General features: G+C 74.8%; 13 protein-coding genes. 4 read left to right on the forward strand and 9 right to left on the reverse strand.

Features of this window, described 5'->3' with window-relative positions; all coding sequences use genetic code 11:
* Positions 1–204 precede the first annotated feature (204 nt).
* From IH54_RS41860 to IH54_RS0121705, 4 genes are all read right to left on the reverse strand, one after another.
* Positions 205–1,419 carry an MAB_1171c family putative transporter gene (locus IH54_RS41860; RefSeq protein WP_052397724.1) on the reverse strand — a complete coding sequence of 405 codons (1,215 nt, stop codon included), beginning with the start codon at positions 1,417–1,419 and terminating at the stop codon, positions 205–207.
* On the reverse strand, positions 1,416–1,976 hold the full coding sequence (locus IH54_RS40080; protein ID WP_063762345.1) for a hypothetical protein: 561 nt from the start codon (positions 1,974–1,976) through the stop codon (positions 1,416–1,418). Before IH54_RS40080 ends, IH54_RS41860 begins: the two co-directional genes overlap by 4 nt.
* 107 nt (positions 1,977–2,083) lie before the next feature.
* Positions 2,084–2,662, reverse strand: coding sequence for a helix-turn-helix domain-containing protein (locus IH54_RS0121700; protein ID WP_234343688.1), 579 nt, complete (start codon positions 2,660–2,662; stop codon positions 2,084–2,086).
* A 199-nt stretch (positions 2,663–2,861) separates the two neighbouring features.
* A complete protein-coding gene (locus IH54_RS0121705) occupies positions 2,862–3,566 on the reverse strand; it encodes a TetR/AcrR family transcriptional regulator (RefSeq protein ID WP_078862417.1) in 705 nt (234 codons plus the stop codon).
* Between the two features lie 691 nt (positions 3,567–4,257).
* On the opposite strand from IH54_RS0121705, the gene IH54_RS0121715 reads away from it, so the two are divergent.
* Positions 4,258–5,184, forward strand: coding sequence for an NADP-dependent oxidoreductase (locus IH54_RS0121715; RefSeq protein WP_031519293.1), 927 nt, complete (start codon positions 4,258–4,260; stop codon positions 5,182–5,184).
* Positions 5,185–5,238: 54 nt separating this feature from the next.
* Here IH54_RS0121715 and IH54_RS45625 read toward each other — a convergent pair whose 3' ends face one another.
* The 3 genes from IH54_RS45625 to IH54_RS0121730 form a co-directional block, all read right to left on the reverse strand.
* Positions 5,239–5,622, reverse strand: a complete 384-nt coding sequence (locus tag IH54_RS45625) for a hypothetical protein (protein WP_159011987.1) — start codon at positions 5,620–5,622, stop codon at positions 5,239–5,241.
* Between the two features lie 313 nt (positions 5,623–5,935).
* Positions 5,936–9,274: a tetratricopeptide repeat protein gene (locus IH54_RS47745; RefSeq protein WP_063762346.1), complete on the reverse strand. Its 3,339-nt coding sequence runs from the start codon at positions 9,272–9,274 to the stop codon at positions 5,936–5,938.
* Between the two features lie 483 nt (positions 9,275–9,757).
* Entirely contained in the window at positions 9,758–10,891 is a 1,134-nt protein-coding gene (locus IH54_RS0121730; protein WP_199923437.1) for a hypothetical protein, read from the reverse strand.
* Between the two features lie 337 nt (positions 10,892–11,228).
* Here IH54_RS0121730 and IH54_RS0121735 point away from each other — a divergent pair, with 337 nt between their 5' ends.
* Positions 11,229–12,446: an ROK family transcriptional regulator gene (locus IH54_RS0121735; RefSeq protein ID WP_078862419.1), complete on the forward strand. Its 1,218-nt coding sequence runs from the start codon at positions 11,229–11,231 to the stop codon at positions 12,444–12,446.
* A 50-nt stretch (positions 12,447–12,496) separates the two neighbouring features.
* On the opposite strand, the gene IH54_RS0121740 is transcribed toward IH54_RS0121735, so the two are convergent.
* On the reverse strand, positions 12,497–13,096 hold the full coding sequence (locus tag IH54_RS0121740; protein WP_031519305.1) for a TetR/AcrR family transcriptional regulator: 600 nt from the start codon (positions 13,094–13,096) through the stop codon (positions 12,497–12,499).
* A gap of 70 nt (positions 13,097–13,166) precedes the next feature.
* On the opposite strand from IH54_RS0121740, the gene IH54_RS0121745 reads away from it, so the two are divergent.
* A complete protein-coding gene (locus IH54_RS0121745; RefSeq protein WP_031519308.1) occupies positions 13,167–14,060 on the forward strand; it encodes an NADP-dependent oxidoreductase in 894 nt (297 codons plus the stop codon).
* A gap of 233 nt (positions 14,061–14,293) precedes the next feature.
* Here IH54_RS0121745 and IH54_RS0121750 read toward each other — a convergent pair whose 3' ends face one another.
* Positions 14,294–15,889 (reverse strand): CYTH and CHAD domain-containing protein, encoded by a 1,596-nt coding sequence (locus tag IH54_RS0121750; protein ID WP_031519310.1) that lies wholly within the window; start codon positions 15,887–15,889, stop codon positions 14,294–14,296.
* 363 nt (positions 15,890–16,252) lie between these two features.
* Here IH54_RS0121750 and IH54_RS0121755 point away from each other — a divergent pair, with 363 nt between their 5' ends.
* Positions 16,253–16,702, forward strand: a complete 450-nt coding sequence (locus IH54_RS0121755) for an SRPBCC family protein (protein ID WP_031519313.1) — start codon at positions 16,253–16,255, stop codon at positions 16,700–16,702.
* Positions 16,703–16,720 lie beyond the last annotated feature (18 nt).

The following is a 16,720-nucleotide window of genomic DNA, read 5'->3' on the forward strand; positions in this document are numbered from 1 at the left end:
CAGGAATGCGCTTCCCAGCGCGGCACCAACTCCGGATGAGGGCGAACGCGCATTCCGAGGAGGTACCCCCGGAGTGGCCCCCGACCCCACCCACCGAAGCAGAAGCGCGATGCCCCGCCGGTCAACACCCAGCGGCGCGAGCCTGCACCTGAGGTGCGGCCGACGCCACGCGGGCGCGAAAGAAGGCCACCCCCGCCCCGGGGGTCACCGCGAACCCGGCGGGGCCACGAACGCGCGGGTGACCTCCAGCAGCCACGCGGTCTCCGCGTCCAACGTGCCCGCCACCGGCCAGGTGGGAAGCGCGGCCTCCGCAGCAGTGCGGCGGCCCGCCCGGCGGTTCGCCAGCGCCGCGGCGATCGCAGCCGCCGCCTCCCGGGCGGCAGCCCGCGCGGGCCCCCCGTCGTCCTCGCCCCGCGAGGAAGGCAAGGACGGCGAGGACGACGAAGACGCGGCCCCACCGCCCGGCCCGCCCGCGACCTCGAAGTACGGCCGCAGCGCAAGATGCCCGTCACGGATCTCGATCACCCGGCGGTAGAGCGCGAAGGTCGCCCGCCGCACGGGCGGACGCCGCCCCCGCCGCCGCCGGGCGGCACCCCCACCCGCGAGCGCGATCTCCGGAAGCTCTGCGCACAGCGCCGCCCAGAGCGGCTCCAGCGCCCGGTACGAGCGCTGCGCCCGCCACCACCGCAGCGGCCCCCCGAGCAGCACCGGCCAGCGCGTGGCGGAGGCGCCGCCCGCCGCGAGGACGGCGACGGCCACCGACAGCAGCGTGGAGGGCAGGTCCTCCCCGACTCCCTGGTGCCCCGACGTGAGCACCTTCGTGATGTCGTGTGCGGACCAGCCCGTCCAGACGATGCCCATGCCCGCGGAGAGGGCCATGAGGAGCAGCCCGGTGCGCAGCACCCCGTTCGCCTCCCGCCGGATGTGCCCGGCGAGCGCGCCGACGAGCATGGCCAGGCACCCGATGCCGTACACGGCGAACAGCAGCTCGTACCCGGCGAAGAGCAGCCGGCGGCCGTCCCCGACGGTCACCGCGTCCGGGCTGACGGTCACGAACGACTCGGCGAACATCCACGCGGAGGCGGCCTGCACGGCCACGCCCGCGACGATGTGCCGGTGGACGGGCCCGCGGTCGTCCGTGGAGTTGCGCAGCGTGAGCGCGATGAGCGCGATGCAGGTGAACGCGCCCATCTTGAGCCCGTGCACGACCTCGACCACGGGCGCGCGCGCCGCGATCAGCCGCCCCAACGTATCGATGCTGCTGGGGGCGTTGAGGACGAGGGCGCTGCCGACGCACAGCGAGAACGCGTAGATGTAGCGCTGGGTCGCGTCCCCGCCGGCCGCGGAGAAGCGGTAGGCGGCGAAGACGATGAAGACGGCGGCGGCAGCGTACGCGGCGATGTCCGTGACGGCGGTCATCCGCCGCCGCCCGCGGGCGCGTTGCCGAGGCCGGGCTGCGTGCCGCCGCCTTCCGGAGGTCCGTTGCCGCCGGGTTCGGCCGGACTCCCGGGCCGCTCGCGGCGGTCGAAGAGCGCCTCCAGGCTGCGTGCCCTTGCGGCGAAGGGCGGCGGCGACCAGTGCGAGACCCGGGAGAGGATGAGCGAGGCGACGATCTCGGCCTCGCGCTCCTGCGGTTCGGTGTAGATCGTGCGGCCCAGGACCCGCTCGACGAGCGCGGGCGACAGGCCCGGCATGAGGGTGCGGGCGGCGGAGTCGAGTGTGGTGCCCGCGCTGTCGTCCTGGTGGCCGCACAGCAGGTGCGCGGCCTCGTGCAGCAGGATGTGCTGCTGGTGCAGCGGCGAGGTGTCGGCCGCGTAGAGGATGTAGTCGGCGTCCGCGGTGGTGAGCAGCAGCCCGCAGGGGAGGCTGGGGCGGCCGGTGACGGGGACCAGTTCGATGGGCCGCCCGCGGCAGTCGGCCAGGGTGTCGACGAAGTCCGCGATGTCGAACGGATCGGGCAGGCTGAGGGCCGCCACGAGGCGCCGACATCGCTGCCATAAGCCCCGCTGGCTCCGGTCACGCGCCACCTGGAGGCACCCCACTTCTTGAATCGCCCCGCTGTCCCCGAGCCGCCCCGGGCGGGTCAGCCCGGAGTGCTCGGCGGATCGCTCCCCTGCTCCCGACGGGCAAGGACGTCGATAATGTCACTGATTGTACCCACCGCTTCGGGCGAGAGGTTGACGGCGCGCAGCGCGATGTTCCGCACACCGGCGTCCCGAAGGGCCGTCAGCAGCTCCAACTCCTTGGTGATGGCGGCGCCTTGGGCGTCGTCGAAAAAATAGGCAACCGGAACCTGGAAGAACTGCGCCAGTACCTCCAGATGACGCTTGGTCGGGTTGTCCCGGCGCCCGGTGCGCAACTGCCACAGGTAGGTCGCGGAGAAGCTCTCGCCGGTGGCCTCGCGGCAGGCCTTGGCGACCTCCTCGTGGCTGTACTGCTCGCGGTTGGGGCGGCGGACGGCGCGGAAGAGGGCGTCGATCTTCGCAGCGAGCGTCTGGGTGTGCGGCTGCGGCTGCGACCCGGTCTGCGACTGCGACCCGGTCTGCGTGCGCGACTGCGACCCGGTCTGCGACTGCGGTCCGGTCTGCGGGTGTGTCCCCGAGTGCGTCTGCGGGTGCGTCTGCGACTGCGGCTCGGGGACCGCCGGCTCCGATTCGGCCATGTCGCACCTTTCGTCGACACCAGGTTGCGCCTTGCGCCCCGCGACAGCCAGATGTGCGCACGCCACATGTGCCCCGCCCCGCGGCGCGGGTCATACTAGCCGCCGGCCCCCGTCCGGCCCGGTGGCGGAATGGTGAAGACGCCCGCTCCGTGCGCCCCCGCGGGCCCGCCCCGCGCAGCCCGGCGGACGGCTGCGGGCATCAGGCCCAGACCCCGGCGCGGGCGGCGGTCGCCGCGGCGCGGGCCGCGTGCTCGGCGTCGCTGTCCGTGGGCGCGCGGCCGGAGTTGAGCAGGGCGTAGTAGAGCGGCGCGGACACGGCGGCGACGACGGCGTGCGGGTCGGTGCCGCCCGGCACCTCGCCGCGCTCGGCGGCGTCGCGCACGCAGCCCGCCCACTCCTCGATGCGCACGGCGTAGAAGCGGTGCAGCGCCTCCGCGGCCTGCTCGTTGCAGAGCGAGGCGGCGATGAGGGCGCGGAAGAGGGGGCCCTGGCGCGGGTCGGCGAGCGTTTTGACGACGAGCAGGGCGTTGGCGAGCAGGTCGCCCTCCAGCGTGCCGGTGTCGCTGCGCGGCGACGACTGCTCGGCCATGTCGCCGAGCAGGTCGGCGGCGAGGGCGCCGGGAGTGCCCCAGCGCCGGTAGACGGTCGTCTTGCCGACCTCGGCACGCCGGGCGACCTCGCCGAGGTCGAGCGCTTCGAACCCGCCGGCGGCGAGGACGTCGCCCGCGGTGCGCAGCACGGCCGTACGGACGCGGGCGGTACGGCCGCCGGGCCGCAGCGTGCCGGGCGCGGCGGGGTCCGGGGCCGGGTCGCGCGCGGGGCCGGGAGCCGAACCCGGCGCCCGGCCCGCAGCCGAGCCCGCGGCGGGGGCGCCTGGGGCGCCGCTGCGTGGGGTGCCGGACATGGGGGCCTCCTTCGTACGGCGTGCGTCCGCCCGCGTGCCGGTCGGGACGACTGACTCCAGCGTATCGGAACCGGAGTTCCTTTACGGCCCGACCGGTGCCACCGTCATGGCGTAACGGAACGATAGACCCGTTACAGGTCTTCGGGTGGTACACCGGCGTACCCCCGCGCGCCCCCGCCACGCTCCCGGCCCGCCCCCGCGAAGGGGCTCCCCGCCATGTCCTCCTCCACCCACCCCCTCAGCGGCGCCACGACCCGAGCCCCCGCTCCCGCCCCCGCGGTCCCGCCGCCCGACCGGCTCACCCGCCGCCCTCCACCACGGCGTCACGGCGGCCCTGGCGGGCCTGGCGGCGAACACCGCCCTCGTCCTCCTGACCGCGGCGACCCCCGCCCTCTTCCTCCGCTCCCGCAGCGGCGGCAAGCGCTGAGACGGCTCGCGGCACCGCCCGCGCCACCCGCACCGCCCAGGCCCTCCCCCGCACCGACGTCCACGACGGCGACCCGCCGGGCGGGGCCCAGGGCCGTTCCCCGCCCCGCGGGAGGAGGTGCCGCGACGCCGGGTGGGCGAGGCCCGGGACGGGTGAACGGCTCGCCCACCTGGCCGCCAGGTGGACCAGTCGCCGGGACGTCCGGCGCCCGGGCGGGAAGGCTCGACGGGAGGCAAGGCCCCGCCCCACCCGTGAGGAAGCCCCATGCGTGCCATCACTGTCCGCGACCGGGACGCCGGTGTCCGCGGGATGACCCTGACCGACCTGCCGCACCCGCACGCCGCCGAGAACGACGTGATCGTGCGCGTGCACGCGGCCGGGTTCACCCCGGGAGAGCTGTCCTGGCCCGCGACCTGGACGGACCGGGCCGGCCGCGACCGTACGCCCAGCGTCCCCGGCCACGAGCTGTCCGGCGTCGTGACCGAGCTCGGCTACGGCACCACCGGACTGAGCGTCGGCCAGCGTGTCTTCGGCCTCGCCGACTGGACGCGGGACGGCGCGCTCGCCGACCACGTGGCGGTGGAGGCCCGCAACCTCGCCCCGCTGCCCGCCGACATCGACCACGTCACCGCCGCCGCGCTGCCGGTCTCCGGCCTCACCGCCTGGCAGGGCCTGTTCGACCACGGCCGGCTGACCGCCGGCCGGACGGTGCTGATCCACGGCGCCGCCGGCGGCGTCGGCTCGCTCGCCGTCCAGCTGGCCCGCGAGGCGGGAGCCCGGGTGATCGGCACCGGCCGCGCGGCCGACCGTACGACCGCCCTCGACCTGGGCGCACACGCCTTCGTCGACCTCCAGGCCGACCGGTTGGAGGACGCCGGACCCGTCGACGTGGTCCTCGACGTCATCGGCGGCGACATCCTCGACCGCTCCGCCGCCCTGGTCCGCCCCGGCGGCACCCTCGTCACCATCTCCCGCCCCGTCACCGTCCCCCCGGACGGCGCCCGCGCGGTCTTCTTCGTCGTCGAGCCCGACCGCGCCCAGCTCACCGCCCTCGCCACCCGCGTCCGCACCGGCCGCCTCACCCCGCTCATCGGCTCCGTCCACCCCCTCCCCGACACCGCCGCCGCCTTCGCCCCCGGCACGCGCACCCCGGGCAAGACGGTCATCCGCGTCGCGGAGGAGGCCGGGTAGCCCGCGGAGGGCTCACGGGCGGGACCCCTCCCGGATCTCGCCCCGTGCGTCCCGTCAGCAGGCCCGGGTCTCCAACGGGGCCCGGCGGGGGGCGGACGGGCCGAGCGTCACCCGATAGCAGACGGTGACGGAGGATCCGTAGCCGTTGCCCGGCGTGGAATAGCGCTCGTCGCCCTCGAAATCCACCACGGTCCCGCCGTCCGCCGGTGCGGATCCCAGCAGGACCAGCCTGCCGCCCCCCGTGCTCCGGGCGAGTGCCTTGAAGACCGCGTCCCCGGTCTGCCCCCGTGCGTAGGACTCGGCCAGCGCGTCCGCGTAGGAGCGGGCCCGCTGGTCGAGATGCCTGCGCGCGGCATGTTCGTGCGAGGAGGAGACGGCGCAACTGCCCGCCACCACGGCCAGCACGGCCAGCACAACCGCCAGGGGGGCCACCCCCACGGCCAGGAGGCACCCGCGTCCGCGCGCGGCCTGTTTCATTGCGCTTCCCCCCCGGCTACGTGTAATCCGCCCCGGCCATGGCATCTTCCGAGGCCAGGGCGTACCGCACCGTACCCGCATTGTTCGGATGGCAGCTCTTCGAACCCCGCAGGAACCTGGTCGACCTCGTCGTACTCGCCAAGGACGTTCGACTGCGGATCCGGCGTTGTCGAATCCGGTGCCGGCGGAGCCGCCGACGGCCAGGGACAAGCGGCCAGGGGCCTGCCCTCGGACCGTGGACTCGCGGTACCGCGCAGCCGCGGCGGGGCCGTCCTCAAGCACCCCCCAGTGACGCCGAGTCGGCCAGGTGGGCGCGGATGGAGGCGGGGGTGGTCTCCCCGTCGGTCCGGTCGACACCGAGGCGGTCGAGGATCTCCAGGGCGCGTTGCCAGTGCGTACGGGCCTGGTCGTACTGGTGCAGGGCCGCGTGGGCGTGGGCGAGGCCGTCGTGGGCGCGGGCCCGGTCCTCCGGGTGGTCCAGTTCGGTGGCCAGTGCGAGAGCCCGCTCGTGGTGGGTGAGGGCGACGTCCGGGTGGCCGGTGGCGTGCTGCAGCCGGCCCTGGCCCTGCCACGCTTCGAACTGCCAGTTGAGGACGCCGCTTTCGTGGGCGATGTCCTGCAGCCTCCGGTACATGTCGGCGGCCCGGCCGTACCGGCCCTGCGCGAGATGGACGTGGCCCAGGCCGGCCAGCGCGTTCGACTCGCCGGTGACGGACCCGGTGGCGTAGGCGAGTGGCAGGGCCTCCTCGTAGCACTCGGTGGCGCGGTCGTACCGGCCCAGCGCAAGATGGACGTGGCCCAGGCCGGCCAGCGCGTTCGACTCGCCGGTGACGTACCCGGTGGCGCGGGCGAGTGGCAGGGCCTCCTCGTAGCACTCGGTGGCCCGGTCGTACCGGCCCAGCAGGCGGCAGATGTGGCCGAGTCCTGCCAGGGCGTCCAGTTCGGCTGTGCGGTTGCCGGTGGCGCGGGCGAGTCGCAGGGCCTGCTCGTAGTGGTCCGTGGCCCGGTCGAACCGGCCCTGCGCGAGGTGGAGGAGGCCGAGGCCGACCAGCGCGTACGACTCGCTGATCCGGTTGCCGGTGGCGCGGGCCAGCCGCAGGGCCTGCTGGTGGCAGTCGGTGGCCCGGTCGTACCGGCCCAGGAACCAGTAGACCTGGCCGAGACCCGCCAGGGCCCCCAGTTCGGCTGCGCGATGGCCGGTGGCGCGGGCGGTGGCCAACGCCCGCTCGTGGAGCGTCTCGACGTCGTGGAACCGGCCGCGGGTGAACAGGTGCTGGGACACGGTGGTGGCCAGGTGCAGCAGGTACTCCGGCCTGTCGTGTTCGGCGTACCTCGCGGCGGCCAGCAGGGTGTGCCATTCGTCGTCCAGCCAGCGCAGCGCCGCCGCCTGGTCAGGCAGGGGCGGGCAGGGGGTGCGGGCGGCGGGGACCTGCGGGCGCTGTCCACGCTCGTGCGGGTGAGCGGCTTCCATGGCCACCGACGCGGTGTGCCGGAAATAGTCGAGCAGCCTGTCCATCGCCCTGCGCGCGTCGGCCTCGGTCTCGCCCTCGGTCGCGGTGCGGACCGCGTGCGCACGGGTCAGGTCGTGGAAACGGTAACGGCCCGGGACGGGCTCCTGCAGCAGGTGCGCCTCCAGCAGCTGTTCCAGCATCCGGCCCGTCTCCTGCTCGCCGGCGTCCAGCAGCGCGGCCGCCGCGTACCGGTCGAAGTCCGCGCCGAGGTGCAGGCCCAGCCGCCGGTAGGTGCGCTGCAGGTCGGCGCTGAGGTCCTGGTAGGACAGGTCGAGGGTGGCGGTGACGCTCCGCTGCCCGGCCGTCAGCTCGACGAGCCGGTGCTGCCGGTCGCGAAGCCGCCCCACCAGGTGCTCCAGCTCCCAGGTGGGGTGTGACCGCAGCCGGGCGGCGGCGATCCAGATCGCCAGCGGCAGGCGGCCGCACAGCTCGGCCAGTTCGTCGACCAGGCCCGGTCGCTGGCCGGTCAGCCGGTGCTCACCGGCGGCCTGGCGCAGCAGCGCGACGGCGTCGGAGGGCGGCAGGACGTCCAGCGACAGGGTCTGGGCGTGGTCGAGACCGGACAGCCGGCGCCGGCTGGTGATCAGTACGAGGCAGCCGGACGCGCCGGGCAGCAGCGGCGTCACCTGGGCCTCGGTGGCGGCGTTGTCCAGCACGATCAGTACGCTCTGGTCGGCCAGCAGGCTGCGGTACAGCCCGGCGCGCTGGTCGACGTCGGCCGGGATCCGCTCGCCCGGAACCCCGAGCGAGCGGAGCACCCGGCCCAGCGCCTCGCCCGGCTCGACCGGCGCGACCCCGTCGGTGTACCCGTGCAGGTCGATGAACAACTGCCCGTCCGGATACCGGTGGGCCATCCGGTGCGCCGCCTGCACGGCCAGCGCGGTCTTGCCCACGCCTGCCATGCCGTCGATAGCGGTGATGACCACAGCGGACGCGTCGTGCAGGCTGCCCAGGTCGGCCAGTTCCCCCACCCGGCCGGTGAGCAGCCTCGGAGGCGCGGGCAGTTGCCTCGGCGCGGGGTACGACGGGCCGGGCGGTTCCGGCGCCGCCCGGCCGCGGGCCGGGCGGGCGCCGGCGGCGGTGATCTCCTGCCGCAGCACCTTCCCGTGGGCCGCGGCCAGTTCGTCGCCGGGGTCGATGCCCAGGTCGTCGGCCAGCCGCCGCCGGATGCTGTCGTACGCCGCCAGGGCGTCGGCCTGCAGGCCTGCGCCGGCCAGCGCCAGGACCAGCCGGGCGTGCAACGGTTCGTGCAGCGGGTGGGCGGCGGCCAGCACCCGCAGCCCGGGCAGCGCCCGCCCGTACCCGCCCGACAGCGCGGCGAGGTCGGCGTACCGCAGCGCGGCCTCCACCTGCTCGTCCGCCAGCGCGGTCACCAGCGGGTGCGCGCTCATCTCGGGCACGTCGGCCAGCGGAAAGCCCCGCCACAGCCCCAACGCCTTCTCCAGGAGCGCCAAGGCGTCCTGCGGGTCGGCCCGGCGCGCCGCACGGACCAGCTCGCGGAACTCCGTCACATCCAGCTGCTGCTCGGAGAGCACCAACCGGTAGCCGCCGGGGCCGAGCCTCAGCACGCTGTCGGCCGTCCGCCCCGGCCTGGCCGGATCGAGGGACGGGCGCAACCGCGACACATAGGTCTGGAGGAGCTGGTGGGTGTCGGCCGGCTGCGGGTGGCCTCCCCACAGCAGGTCGACGAGTTCGTGCACCGGCACAGTGGCGTTGGCGCTCAACGCCAACCGGGCCAGGACCAGGCGCCGCCCGCCGCGCCCCAGCGCGACCTCGGCCGGTCCGCGACGCAGCGTCAGCGGTCCGAGCAGGCCGACCCTGACCGTGCCCTGCTGCTCGGCGGCCGCCGCGTGCTCCCCCGCCGGTTCCTCCACGACGGCGGCATGACGCAGCGCGGCCGCCTCGTGCCCGTCGAGCCCGAGCGCCGTGGCCAACGCCCGCACCGAGGGCAGCTGGGGCTGCCGGGTGCGGCCCTGCTCCAGGTCGCGCACCGTGGTCACGCCGAGTCCAGCCCTCTCGGCCAGCTCCCGCTGGCTGAGCCCGACCCGCCGCCGGTACCCGCGCAACCGCGCGCCGAAGGACACCGGCCGTCCGTCCGCCATCGCCCCTCCCCCACGTCGTCGGCAACCGGCAGATCAGGGTACCGGCCTGCTACCGGCAGCGGCCCGTCAGCCGAAGGACAGCAGCTCACCGCAGACTTGCGGTGATCGCCGCGCGAGCCGACCCCACCGGACCGGACACGAGCCGGTCCCACCGGACCGAACCTGAACCGGTCCCACCGGACCGGACACGAACCGGTCCTCGAGGAGGCAGGGCAACACACATGTCCGTGTCCGGAGCGAAGTCCTTGTGGCTTCGGCTGCCCCCTCGGCCGCCGTTCAACTGGTGGCCGGAGTGAGCCAGCCGTCCAAGACGCGCTGGAAGGCGCGGAGGGGGCGCCTTCCAGCGTGTCCCTTTGCCGCTGCGGGTCCCGGCGGGCACCTGCGGGGACCGGCGCGCCGGTCGTCCGCGAACGTCGGACGCGAGCCGGATCCGCGTGACCGCCGGCCCCTCGAAGGCTCGCCCGCAGGCCCGTCGGGTCGCCGTCAGTCCAGCTGTACGACGCCTGCCTGGATCGGAGCCTCCTCGGCGTAGGGGGCGCCGGTCACGACGAAGACGAGGCCCGGTCGGTCCCACGGCCCCGGGCCGGCCAGCGGGATGGTGAACCGGCTGTATCCCCTGGGCATCGCCGAGGACACCCGCGTCCACTTGCCGGGGTCGCCGAGGGCCCGGTTGACGAAGAAGTCCGCGTCGCTGTTGGCGCTGAGGACGATGGTGCCCATGGGGCCGCCGGAGTCGGACCACGACACGGTGGGGGCAGCCGACGGGGCGTAGCCGTCCTGGTCGAGGAGTTCCTGCGCCGGGGCCGGGCCGAACGACTCCGGATCCCGGGCGAGCTTGTAGCGCACGGGGTAGTAGGTGTCCGAGACCCCGTACTCGTACGTCATGATCCACAGGCTCCGGTGCACCTGCGCGACGGTGGTCATGCCCGGTCGCCGGCTGTACTCCTCGCCCACGGCGTCGTCGACGACCGGACCCCAGTGGCGCAGGTCCCTGCTGGTCTGGTGCGCCAGCTTCTGCCCGTAACTCGGGTCCCGCTGGTCGGAGTAGTAGCAGACGAGCCGGTCCTGGTGCAGCAGCAGGAACGGCTCCCACACGGGGGTGTTGCCGTTCTGCGGGTTGGGCGGGCCGCCCACCGCCACCGTGCTCAGGAACGTCCAGTGCAGGCCGCGGTCGACGCTCGCGTACAGCACGATCCGTGTGCTCGTGGAATCCAGCGAGTTGGCCGCACACAGCACCGCGCCCTTCGGGAGGCCGGCGAAGGCGCGCGGCAACTCGTACAGGAACGGCTGCAGCCAGATCCTTCCGGAGTCGCCGTCGGCGGGTACGTTGCTCCACGGACGCCAGGCACGGCCGCCGTCGTCGCTGCGGAAGATCTGGAACCCGCCCGGTGAGCTGAACTGCTGGAAGGTCGCCAGCAGGGTCTGCGATCCGCCCGGACCGCCCTCGCCGAGCCGCACGGCCCGCGCGTACGACGCGCCCGACGCCGGGTCGGAGACCGTGACCGGTCCGAACGTGCCCTCCCCCGGCGGCCTGCCGGGACCCGCCGGGGCCGCAACCGCCTGCGCCGTGCCTCCCAGGGACAGCGCCGCGACCGCGGCTCCGCCCGCCCCGAACAACGCCCTGCGTGTCAGGCGGCCCGCCTGCCCGGTTTCGCCATCCGCCTGCTGTCCACCAGTGGATGCGATCCACCGCGAATCTCGACCATTTCGCATGGTTCACCTTCGCTCTCGTCAGATCGGCGGGCGGGACGTTACGCGCAACTTTGATGTCGAGTCAACGGTCCTGCACTCCGCGCGTGCTTCTTCGGTCGAAATTTGAAACAAGAGGCATGCACGGAAGCGTCAGATTCCTTGGTTGCGCCGATCTTTGCCGTGTTGCCGGTGCCGCGGCGCCCCCTGGCGGTGAACCACCGCAGGCGCTCCCGACCGGTACGCGCTGAACTACCCTGCTCCCGTGAACCAGCCAGTAGCCGTGCCGCCTCCACCGTCGTCGCTCGGCGTACGCGACCTCAACCGGCTGCGGGTGATCGAGTCGATCTACCTCCACCCCGGCTGCAGCCGGACCGACATCGCCAGACGCACCGGGTTGTCGCGCGGCACCGTGTCGAGCGTGGCCGAGGAGCTCGACCGCGCCGAACTGCTCCGCGAGCACGAAGCTCCCGAGGAGGAGCAGCGCAACCGCGGCACCGGGCGACGGCCGACGCTCCTGTCACTTGTGCCGGGCGCGGCGTTCGCGATCGGCATCGACATCGGCCGCGAGCACGTCCGCGTGATCATCTGCGACCTCGCAGGCGAGCCGGTCGCCGAACACTGGTCCCCCGCACGGGTCGACGAGGCGCCGTCGGCGACGCTCGACCTCGCACACGACCTGGTGCGGCGGGCGCTGCGGGACGCGGCGGTCACGCCGGACCGGGTGCTCGGCGCCGGCATCGGACTGGCCGCGCCGATCGACCCGGTGACCGACGAGGTCAGGGCGGACGGCATCCTTCCGGGCTGGCAGGGAGTCCTCCCGGCGACCGAGATGCGCAAACGGCTCGGCGTTCCGGTCCAGCTGGCCAACGACGCCGATGTCGGAGCCCTCGGCGAGAACGCCTTCGGCGCAGGCCAGGGCATCAACGACATGATCTACGTCCGGCTCTCCGCCGGTGTCGGCGCGGGGCTCATCCTCGCCGGCCGGCCCTACCGCGGCGCCCGCGGCACCGCCGGGGAGATCGGCCACGTCTGCGTCCGGCCCGACGGCGTGATCTGCCCGTGCGGCAACCGGGGCTGCCTGGAGACCGTCGCGAGTCCCGTCGCGGTGGCGCGCCAGCTCGAACACGTCATCGACCGGCCGGCCGCCGACCGCCTGCCCACCCTGCTCGCGGCCGGCGACCGGCGGGTACTCCGGGCCGTCGCCGACGCCGGCGAGGCCGTCGGCTTCGCCCTGTCGGCGGTCGTGAACGTCCTCAACCCCGAACTCGTGGTCGTCGGCGGTGAACTGGCCACGGCGGGCGAGGTGCTGCTGGAACCGATCCGCGCCACCATCCACCGCCACAGCCTGACCGGCGCCGCCGCCACAGCGAAGGTCATGACCGGAGTCCTCGGCGACCGCGCGGAAGTCCTCGGCGCCGCGGCACTTGTCCTGGCCCGCTCCCCCGCGGCGCTCGCCGCACGCGTGCGCACCCCCTCGTAGCCGGTGCGCCCGCACCGCGCGGGCAGCCCGGCAGCAGGGCAGGGCGCCGGCTACCCGCGGAAAGCGGCGCCGCCGACGGGGCCGGTGGCGGCCCAGGCCGCCTCGATCATCGGGAAGATCTCGTCCAGCGCGGCGTCCGGGCTGTGCGCCTCGCGCGCCAGCGAATAGGCGTCGATCACGAACCTCGCGATGGTCCGGCTCGCCGTCGCACTCCGCGACAGGTCGCGATCGGCGGCGATGGCCGACGCCAGCGACTGCGCGTGGCGCAGCCTCATCGACTCCTCGTACGCGCGCAGCGCGGGAGTCGCGTCGACCATCCGCCAGACCGGTGCGGCGCTGTCCGCCGTGCAGTGGCGGACGAGTTCCCGGACCTCGCGGCGCAGCGCGGGGATGAGCGGTTCGCCGGGAGCCCGGTCGGTGACCGCCCGCGTGAGGCGCTGCTCGAAGTCGTCGTCCCGCTCGAAGACCAGCGCCTCCTTGGAGGCGAAGTGGGAGAAGAGCGTGGTGACGGCCACGTCGGCCTCCGCGGCCACCTCACGGATCCCCACCGCGTCGTACCCGCGCTCCAGGAAGAGCCGCAGAGCGGCGACGGCGATCTTCTCGCGGGTCGCGGCCTTCTTGCGCTCGCGGCGGGTGGGCGGCACGGTCATGCCCCGACCCTAGCAGGTAGGAAACCATAACAACTACAAAAAGCAAACGGTTAGTGTTAGGGTCCGGGGCATGAAGAGAGTGAGCTTCGCCGAGTTCGGCGGTCCCGATGTCCTGCGCCTCACCGACGCCGAGGTGCCCGGCCCCGGCCCCGGCCGGATACGCATCGCGGTACGGGCGGCAGGCGTGAACCCCGTCGACTGGAGGCTGCGAGAGGGCCAGAAACTCGGCGCCCACCCCGTGGAGCTGCCCAGCGGGGTCGGGCAGGACGCCGCCGGGGTGGTGGACGAGCTCGGCGAGGGCGTGCGGGACGTCGAGGTCGGCGACCACGTCTTCGGCGAAGGCTCCAGCACCTACGCGGAGTTCGCGGTGCTGACGGCATGGGCCCGGATGCCCGGGAGCGTGACGTTCCAGGAGGCCGCCGGGTACCCCTCCGTGGTGGAGACCGCGCTACGCGTCATCCGCGAGGTGGGCGTGCGGCCCGGCCAGACGCTGCTGGTCAGCGGCGCCTCGGGAGGAGTCGGCTCGGCGGTGCTGCAGATCGCCCGCGACCGCGGCATCACGGTGATCGGCACGGCGGGCGAGGCGAACCAGGACTACCTGCGCGGCCTGGGCGCCCTCGCCACGACCTACGAGAAGGGCTGGCCCGAGCGGGTACGGCAGCTCGGCCGCGTCGACGCGGCCCTCGACCTGGCCGGATCGGGCGTGATCCGGGAACTCGTCGATCTGACGGGGGACCCTCGGAAGGTGGTCTCCATCGCCGATCTCGGCGCGCCGGAGTTCGGCGTCCGCTTCTCCGGCGTGGCCGGCAGCATGCCGGACGCCCTCGCCACCGCGGCCGACCTCATCTCTCGCGGAAAGCTGCGCATCCCGGTCGAGAAGGCCTACCCGCTCACCGAGGCGGCGAAGGCCCACGCCGACAGCCGGGCGGGCCACACGCGCGGACGCCGCGTCATCGTCATCTGACGCCGGAGGGGCGCCCGGAGACGGATCCGCCGGAGCGGCTCCCGGGGCCCGGAGACGGAGCCGCCGGAGCGGCTCCCGGGGTGCGGGGGCATCGGCAACCCTCCCCACACCTGCGCACAGCGCCCGGCCGGGGCGGCTGCCGCCGTACCCGCCCCTCCGCCGCACGCGCAGCCCGCGGCACCGGCTCGCCCTCCTCGTGCCGCGGGCTGTCTCCGGCGCCGTATGAGGCGCCGTCAGGCGAAGCGGGACAGGCCCGCGGCGGTGGCGCGGTCGGCGCGGCGGGGGAGGCCGCGCGCGGCTTCGGCCATGTCGGCCGCCTGCATCGCGTACAGCAGGCCGTAGCCGAAGGTGTCCGTACCCGTACCGTGTGCCTCCTCGGCCAGGGCGACCAGCGTGCGGCGGGCGACGACGGCGTCCTGGTGGTCCCCGAGCAGCTGCTGGAGCTTCTTGGTGCGCTTGCGCAGCCGCCGCGCCCTCTTGCCGCCGTAGGGCAGCGCGACCTCCGCCGTGTGCCGGGCGCGGCGGGCGGCCTTGCGCACCTGGTGCAGGGCCTGTTCGCGTCCCCGCTCCGCGGCGGCCAGCCGGCGCAGGAGACGCCGGCGATCGGCTTCTGCCGCCTTGCGCAGCTGCTTCCCGGCGGGCCGGCGCGCCCTGCGGCGGAGCGGGGGATCCGCGAGCAGGCCGTCGAGGTCGTCGAGCAGGGCGAAATAGCGGGCCGAGCCGAGGGCCGCGACCGCCCTCCCCCACGCCGCGGCGTGCCGGGCACCTTCCTGCTCCCGCAGCCGGGCGGCCAGCCCGTCGGCGGCGGCGCGGACGGCCGGGTCCGGGTCCAGTTGCCTCAGCCGGGTCGCCTGCGCGGGAAGCCGCCGGGCGAGCACCTCGTGGTCGCGGGCGTCGGCCAACGCCCCGACCAGCCAGTGCAGCTCGCCGGCGACGCGGTCGGTGCGCGACCGGTCCAGCACACGACGGTGGGCCCGCAGCACATCGCGCAGGCGCCGGGCCGCCGACCGCATCTGGTGCAGCGCGTCGGGCGCGTCGGCGCGCGTTCCCGCGTCGGACCGGAGGAGGGCGTCGACCTGCGTGCCGAGCCGGTCCATGACCGCCTCCCCCACCGAGCCCGCCCGCACCCGCCGGGCCCCGCGGCCAGGACCGGGGCGTGCGGCCGCGAGTTCGTCGGCCAGCGCGCGGTCCAGCTTGCGGGGCGTGGCCGCGGGATGCCAACCGGCGGCGTCCAGGCGCTGGGCGGCGGCGTCCAGCAGGCCGGCGTCCCCGTCGACCAGCTCGACCTCGATCTCCGACCACTGCGTGATGCGGGTGGTGCCGCCCTTGCCGCCGCCGGCCCTGCCACCGGACGGGGGCTCGCCCTGCCCGCGCTCCGGCACGGGGGCGAGGGTCTGTGCGGCCACCGCGTCCTGCGCGACCTCGGCCAGGCAGCGCTCGCGCTTGTCGAGCAGCAGATGCCGTCGGCGGTGGGTGCGCAGGTGTGCGACGGGCACCAGCGGCCGGCCGCGCACGTACGCCGTGGTCCGGTTGAGCAGTTCGCCGGGCACCGCACGGCCCTTGCCCGCCTTCAGCGGGGCGTGCACCTCAAGGCGTGCGGGACCGCCGGTAGGGAGTTTCAGGTGCCAGCCCGCGTCGTGTCCACCGCTGCGGCGGCGCAAGGTGATGCCGCGGGTGAGCAGGCGCAGGTCCGGCGTGTCGTAGTAGATGGCGTCGAGTTCCTCCGGCGGCTCCTCCCGCACGCGGTCGACCACGGCCGGCAGCCGCAGATCCTGCGGGTCGAAGAGCCCGGTTCCCTCGAACGTGGCCTCTCGTTCGCTTCGGGACATGAGGGTCGGCTGCCCGTTCCGGTGGGGGGCAATCCCGGTGGGCGCCTCCGAGGCTCCGGCGGCGCCCGGGGGCGGGCGCGGCGGCCGCGCGTGCGTCCCGTCCTCTGCCGCGGCGGGTGCCCGGCGGGGCCCGGCTCCCCTGCCTTTCGGCCGGTGCCCGGGCCGGCGCGTCAACGGGCGCACCCGATGGCGCGGTGAGCGCTCCCTCCTGCCGCGTGCGGGGCCACGCGGCGGCCCGCGGGCGGCAGTTGGGCGGCGGCGCCCGCTGCCCGGCCGGGCCACCGGCCGACGCGTATGTGTCGACTCGCGCTGAGCGGGCACTCGCCCCGGGGTACCGATCCGACGACAGGGAGGAGTTCGGCCATGTCCACGGTCGAGGAATCGGTGGAAGTCGATGTGCCGGTCCGCACCGCGTACAACCAGTGGACCCAGTTCGAGGAGTTCCCGCACTTCATGGACGGCGTCGAGCGCATCGAGCAGCGCACGCCCACTCTCACCCACTGGGTGACCGAGGTCGGCGGGGCCAAGCGGGAGTTCGACGCGGAGATCACCGAGCAGGTACCGGACGAGCGGGTCGCCTGGACGACCGTCGCGGGCGAGGCCCGTCAGGCCGGCGTCGTCACCTTCCACCGGCTCGACGACACCCACACCAAGGTGATGCTGCAGCTGGAGCACGACCCGCACGGCATCACCGACACGGTCGGCGACAAGCTCGGCTTCGTCCGCCGGCAGGCCAAGGGCGATCTCAACCGGTTCAAGCAGTACATCGAGTCCCGGGGCCTGGAATCCGGGGCGTGGCGCGGACGGGTCTGACCCCGTCCCGCCCGGCGG

Source organism: Streptomyces sp. NRRL F-5123, from assembly GCF_000721495.1.
In the GTDB taxonomy this organism is placed as follows: domain Bacteria; phylum Actinomycetota; class Actinomycetes; order Streptomycetales; family Streptomycetaceae; genus Actinacidiphila.

What these genes read in the sequence shown, in the direction of transcription:
- IH54_RS0121740 (WP_031519305.1), bottom strand. Translation starts at nt 13,096, where the DNA reads ATGACCGTGCCGCCCACCCGCCGCGAGCGCAAGAAGGCCGCGACCCGC.
- IH54_RS0121750 (WP_031519310.1), bottom strand. Translation starts at nt 15,889, where the DNA reads ATGTCCCGAAGCGAACGAGAGGCCACGTTCGAGGGAACCGGGCTCTTC.
- IH54_RS0121745 (WP_031519308.1), top strand. Translation starts at nt 13,167, where the DNA reads ATGAAGAGAGTGAGCTTCGCCGAGTTCGGCGGTCCCGATGTCCTGCGC.
- IH54_RS0121755 (WP_031519313.1), top strand. Translation starts at nt 16,253, where the DNA reads ATGTCCACGGTCGAGGAATCGGTGGAAGTCGATGTGCCGGTCCGCACC.
- IH54_RS0121715 (WP_031519293.1), top strand. Translation starts at nt 4,258, where the DNA reads ATGCGTGCCATCACTGTCCGCGACCGGGACGCCGGTGTCCGCGGGATG.
- IH54_RS41860 (WP_052397724.1), bottom strand. Translation starts at nt 1,419, where the DNA reads ATGACCGCCGTCACGGACATCGCCGCGTACGCTGCCGCCGCCGTCTTC.
- IH54_RS0121705 (WP_078862417.1), bottom strand. Translation starts at nt 3,566, where the DNA reads ATGTCCGGCACCCCACGCAGCGGCGCCCCAGGCGCCCCCGCCGCGGGC.
- IH54_RS0121700 (WP_234343688.1), bottom strand. Translation starts at nt 2,662, where the DNA reads ATGGCCGAATCGGAGCCGGCGGTCCCCGAGCCGCAGTCGCAGACGCAC.
- IH54_RS47745 (WP_063762346.1), bottom strand. Translation starts at nt 9,274, where the DNA reads ATGGCGGACGGACGGCCGGTGTCCTTCGGCGCGCGGTTGCGCGGGTAC.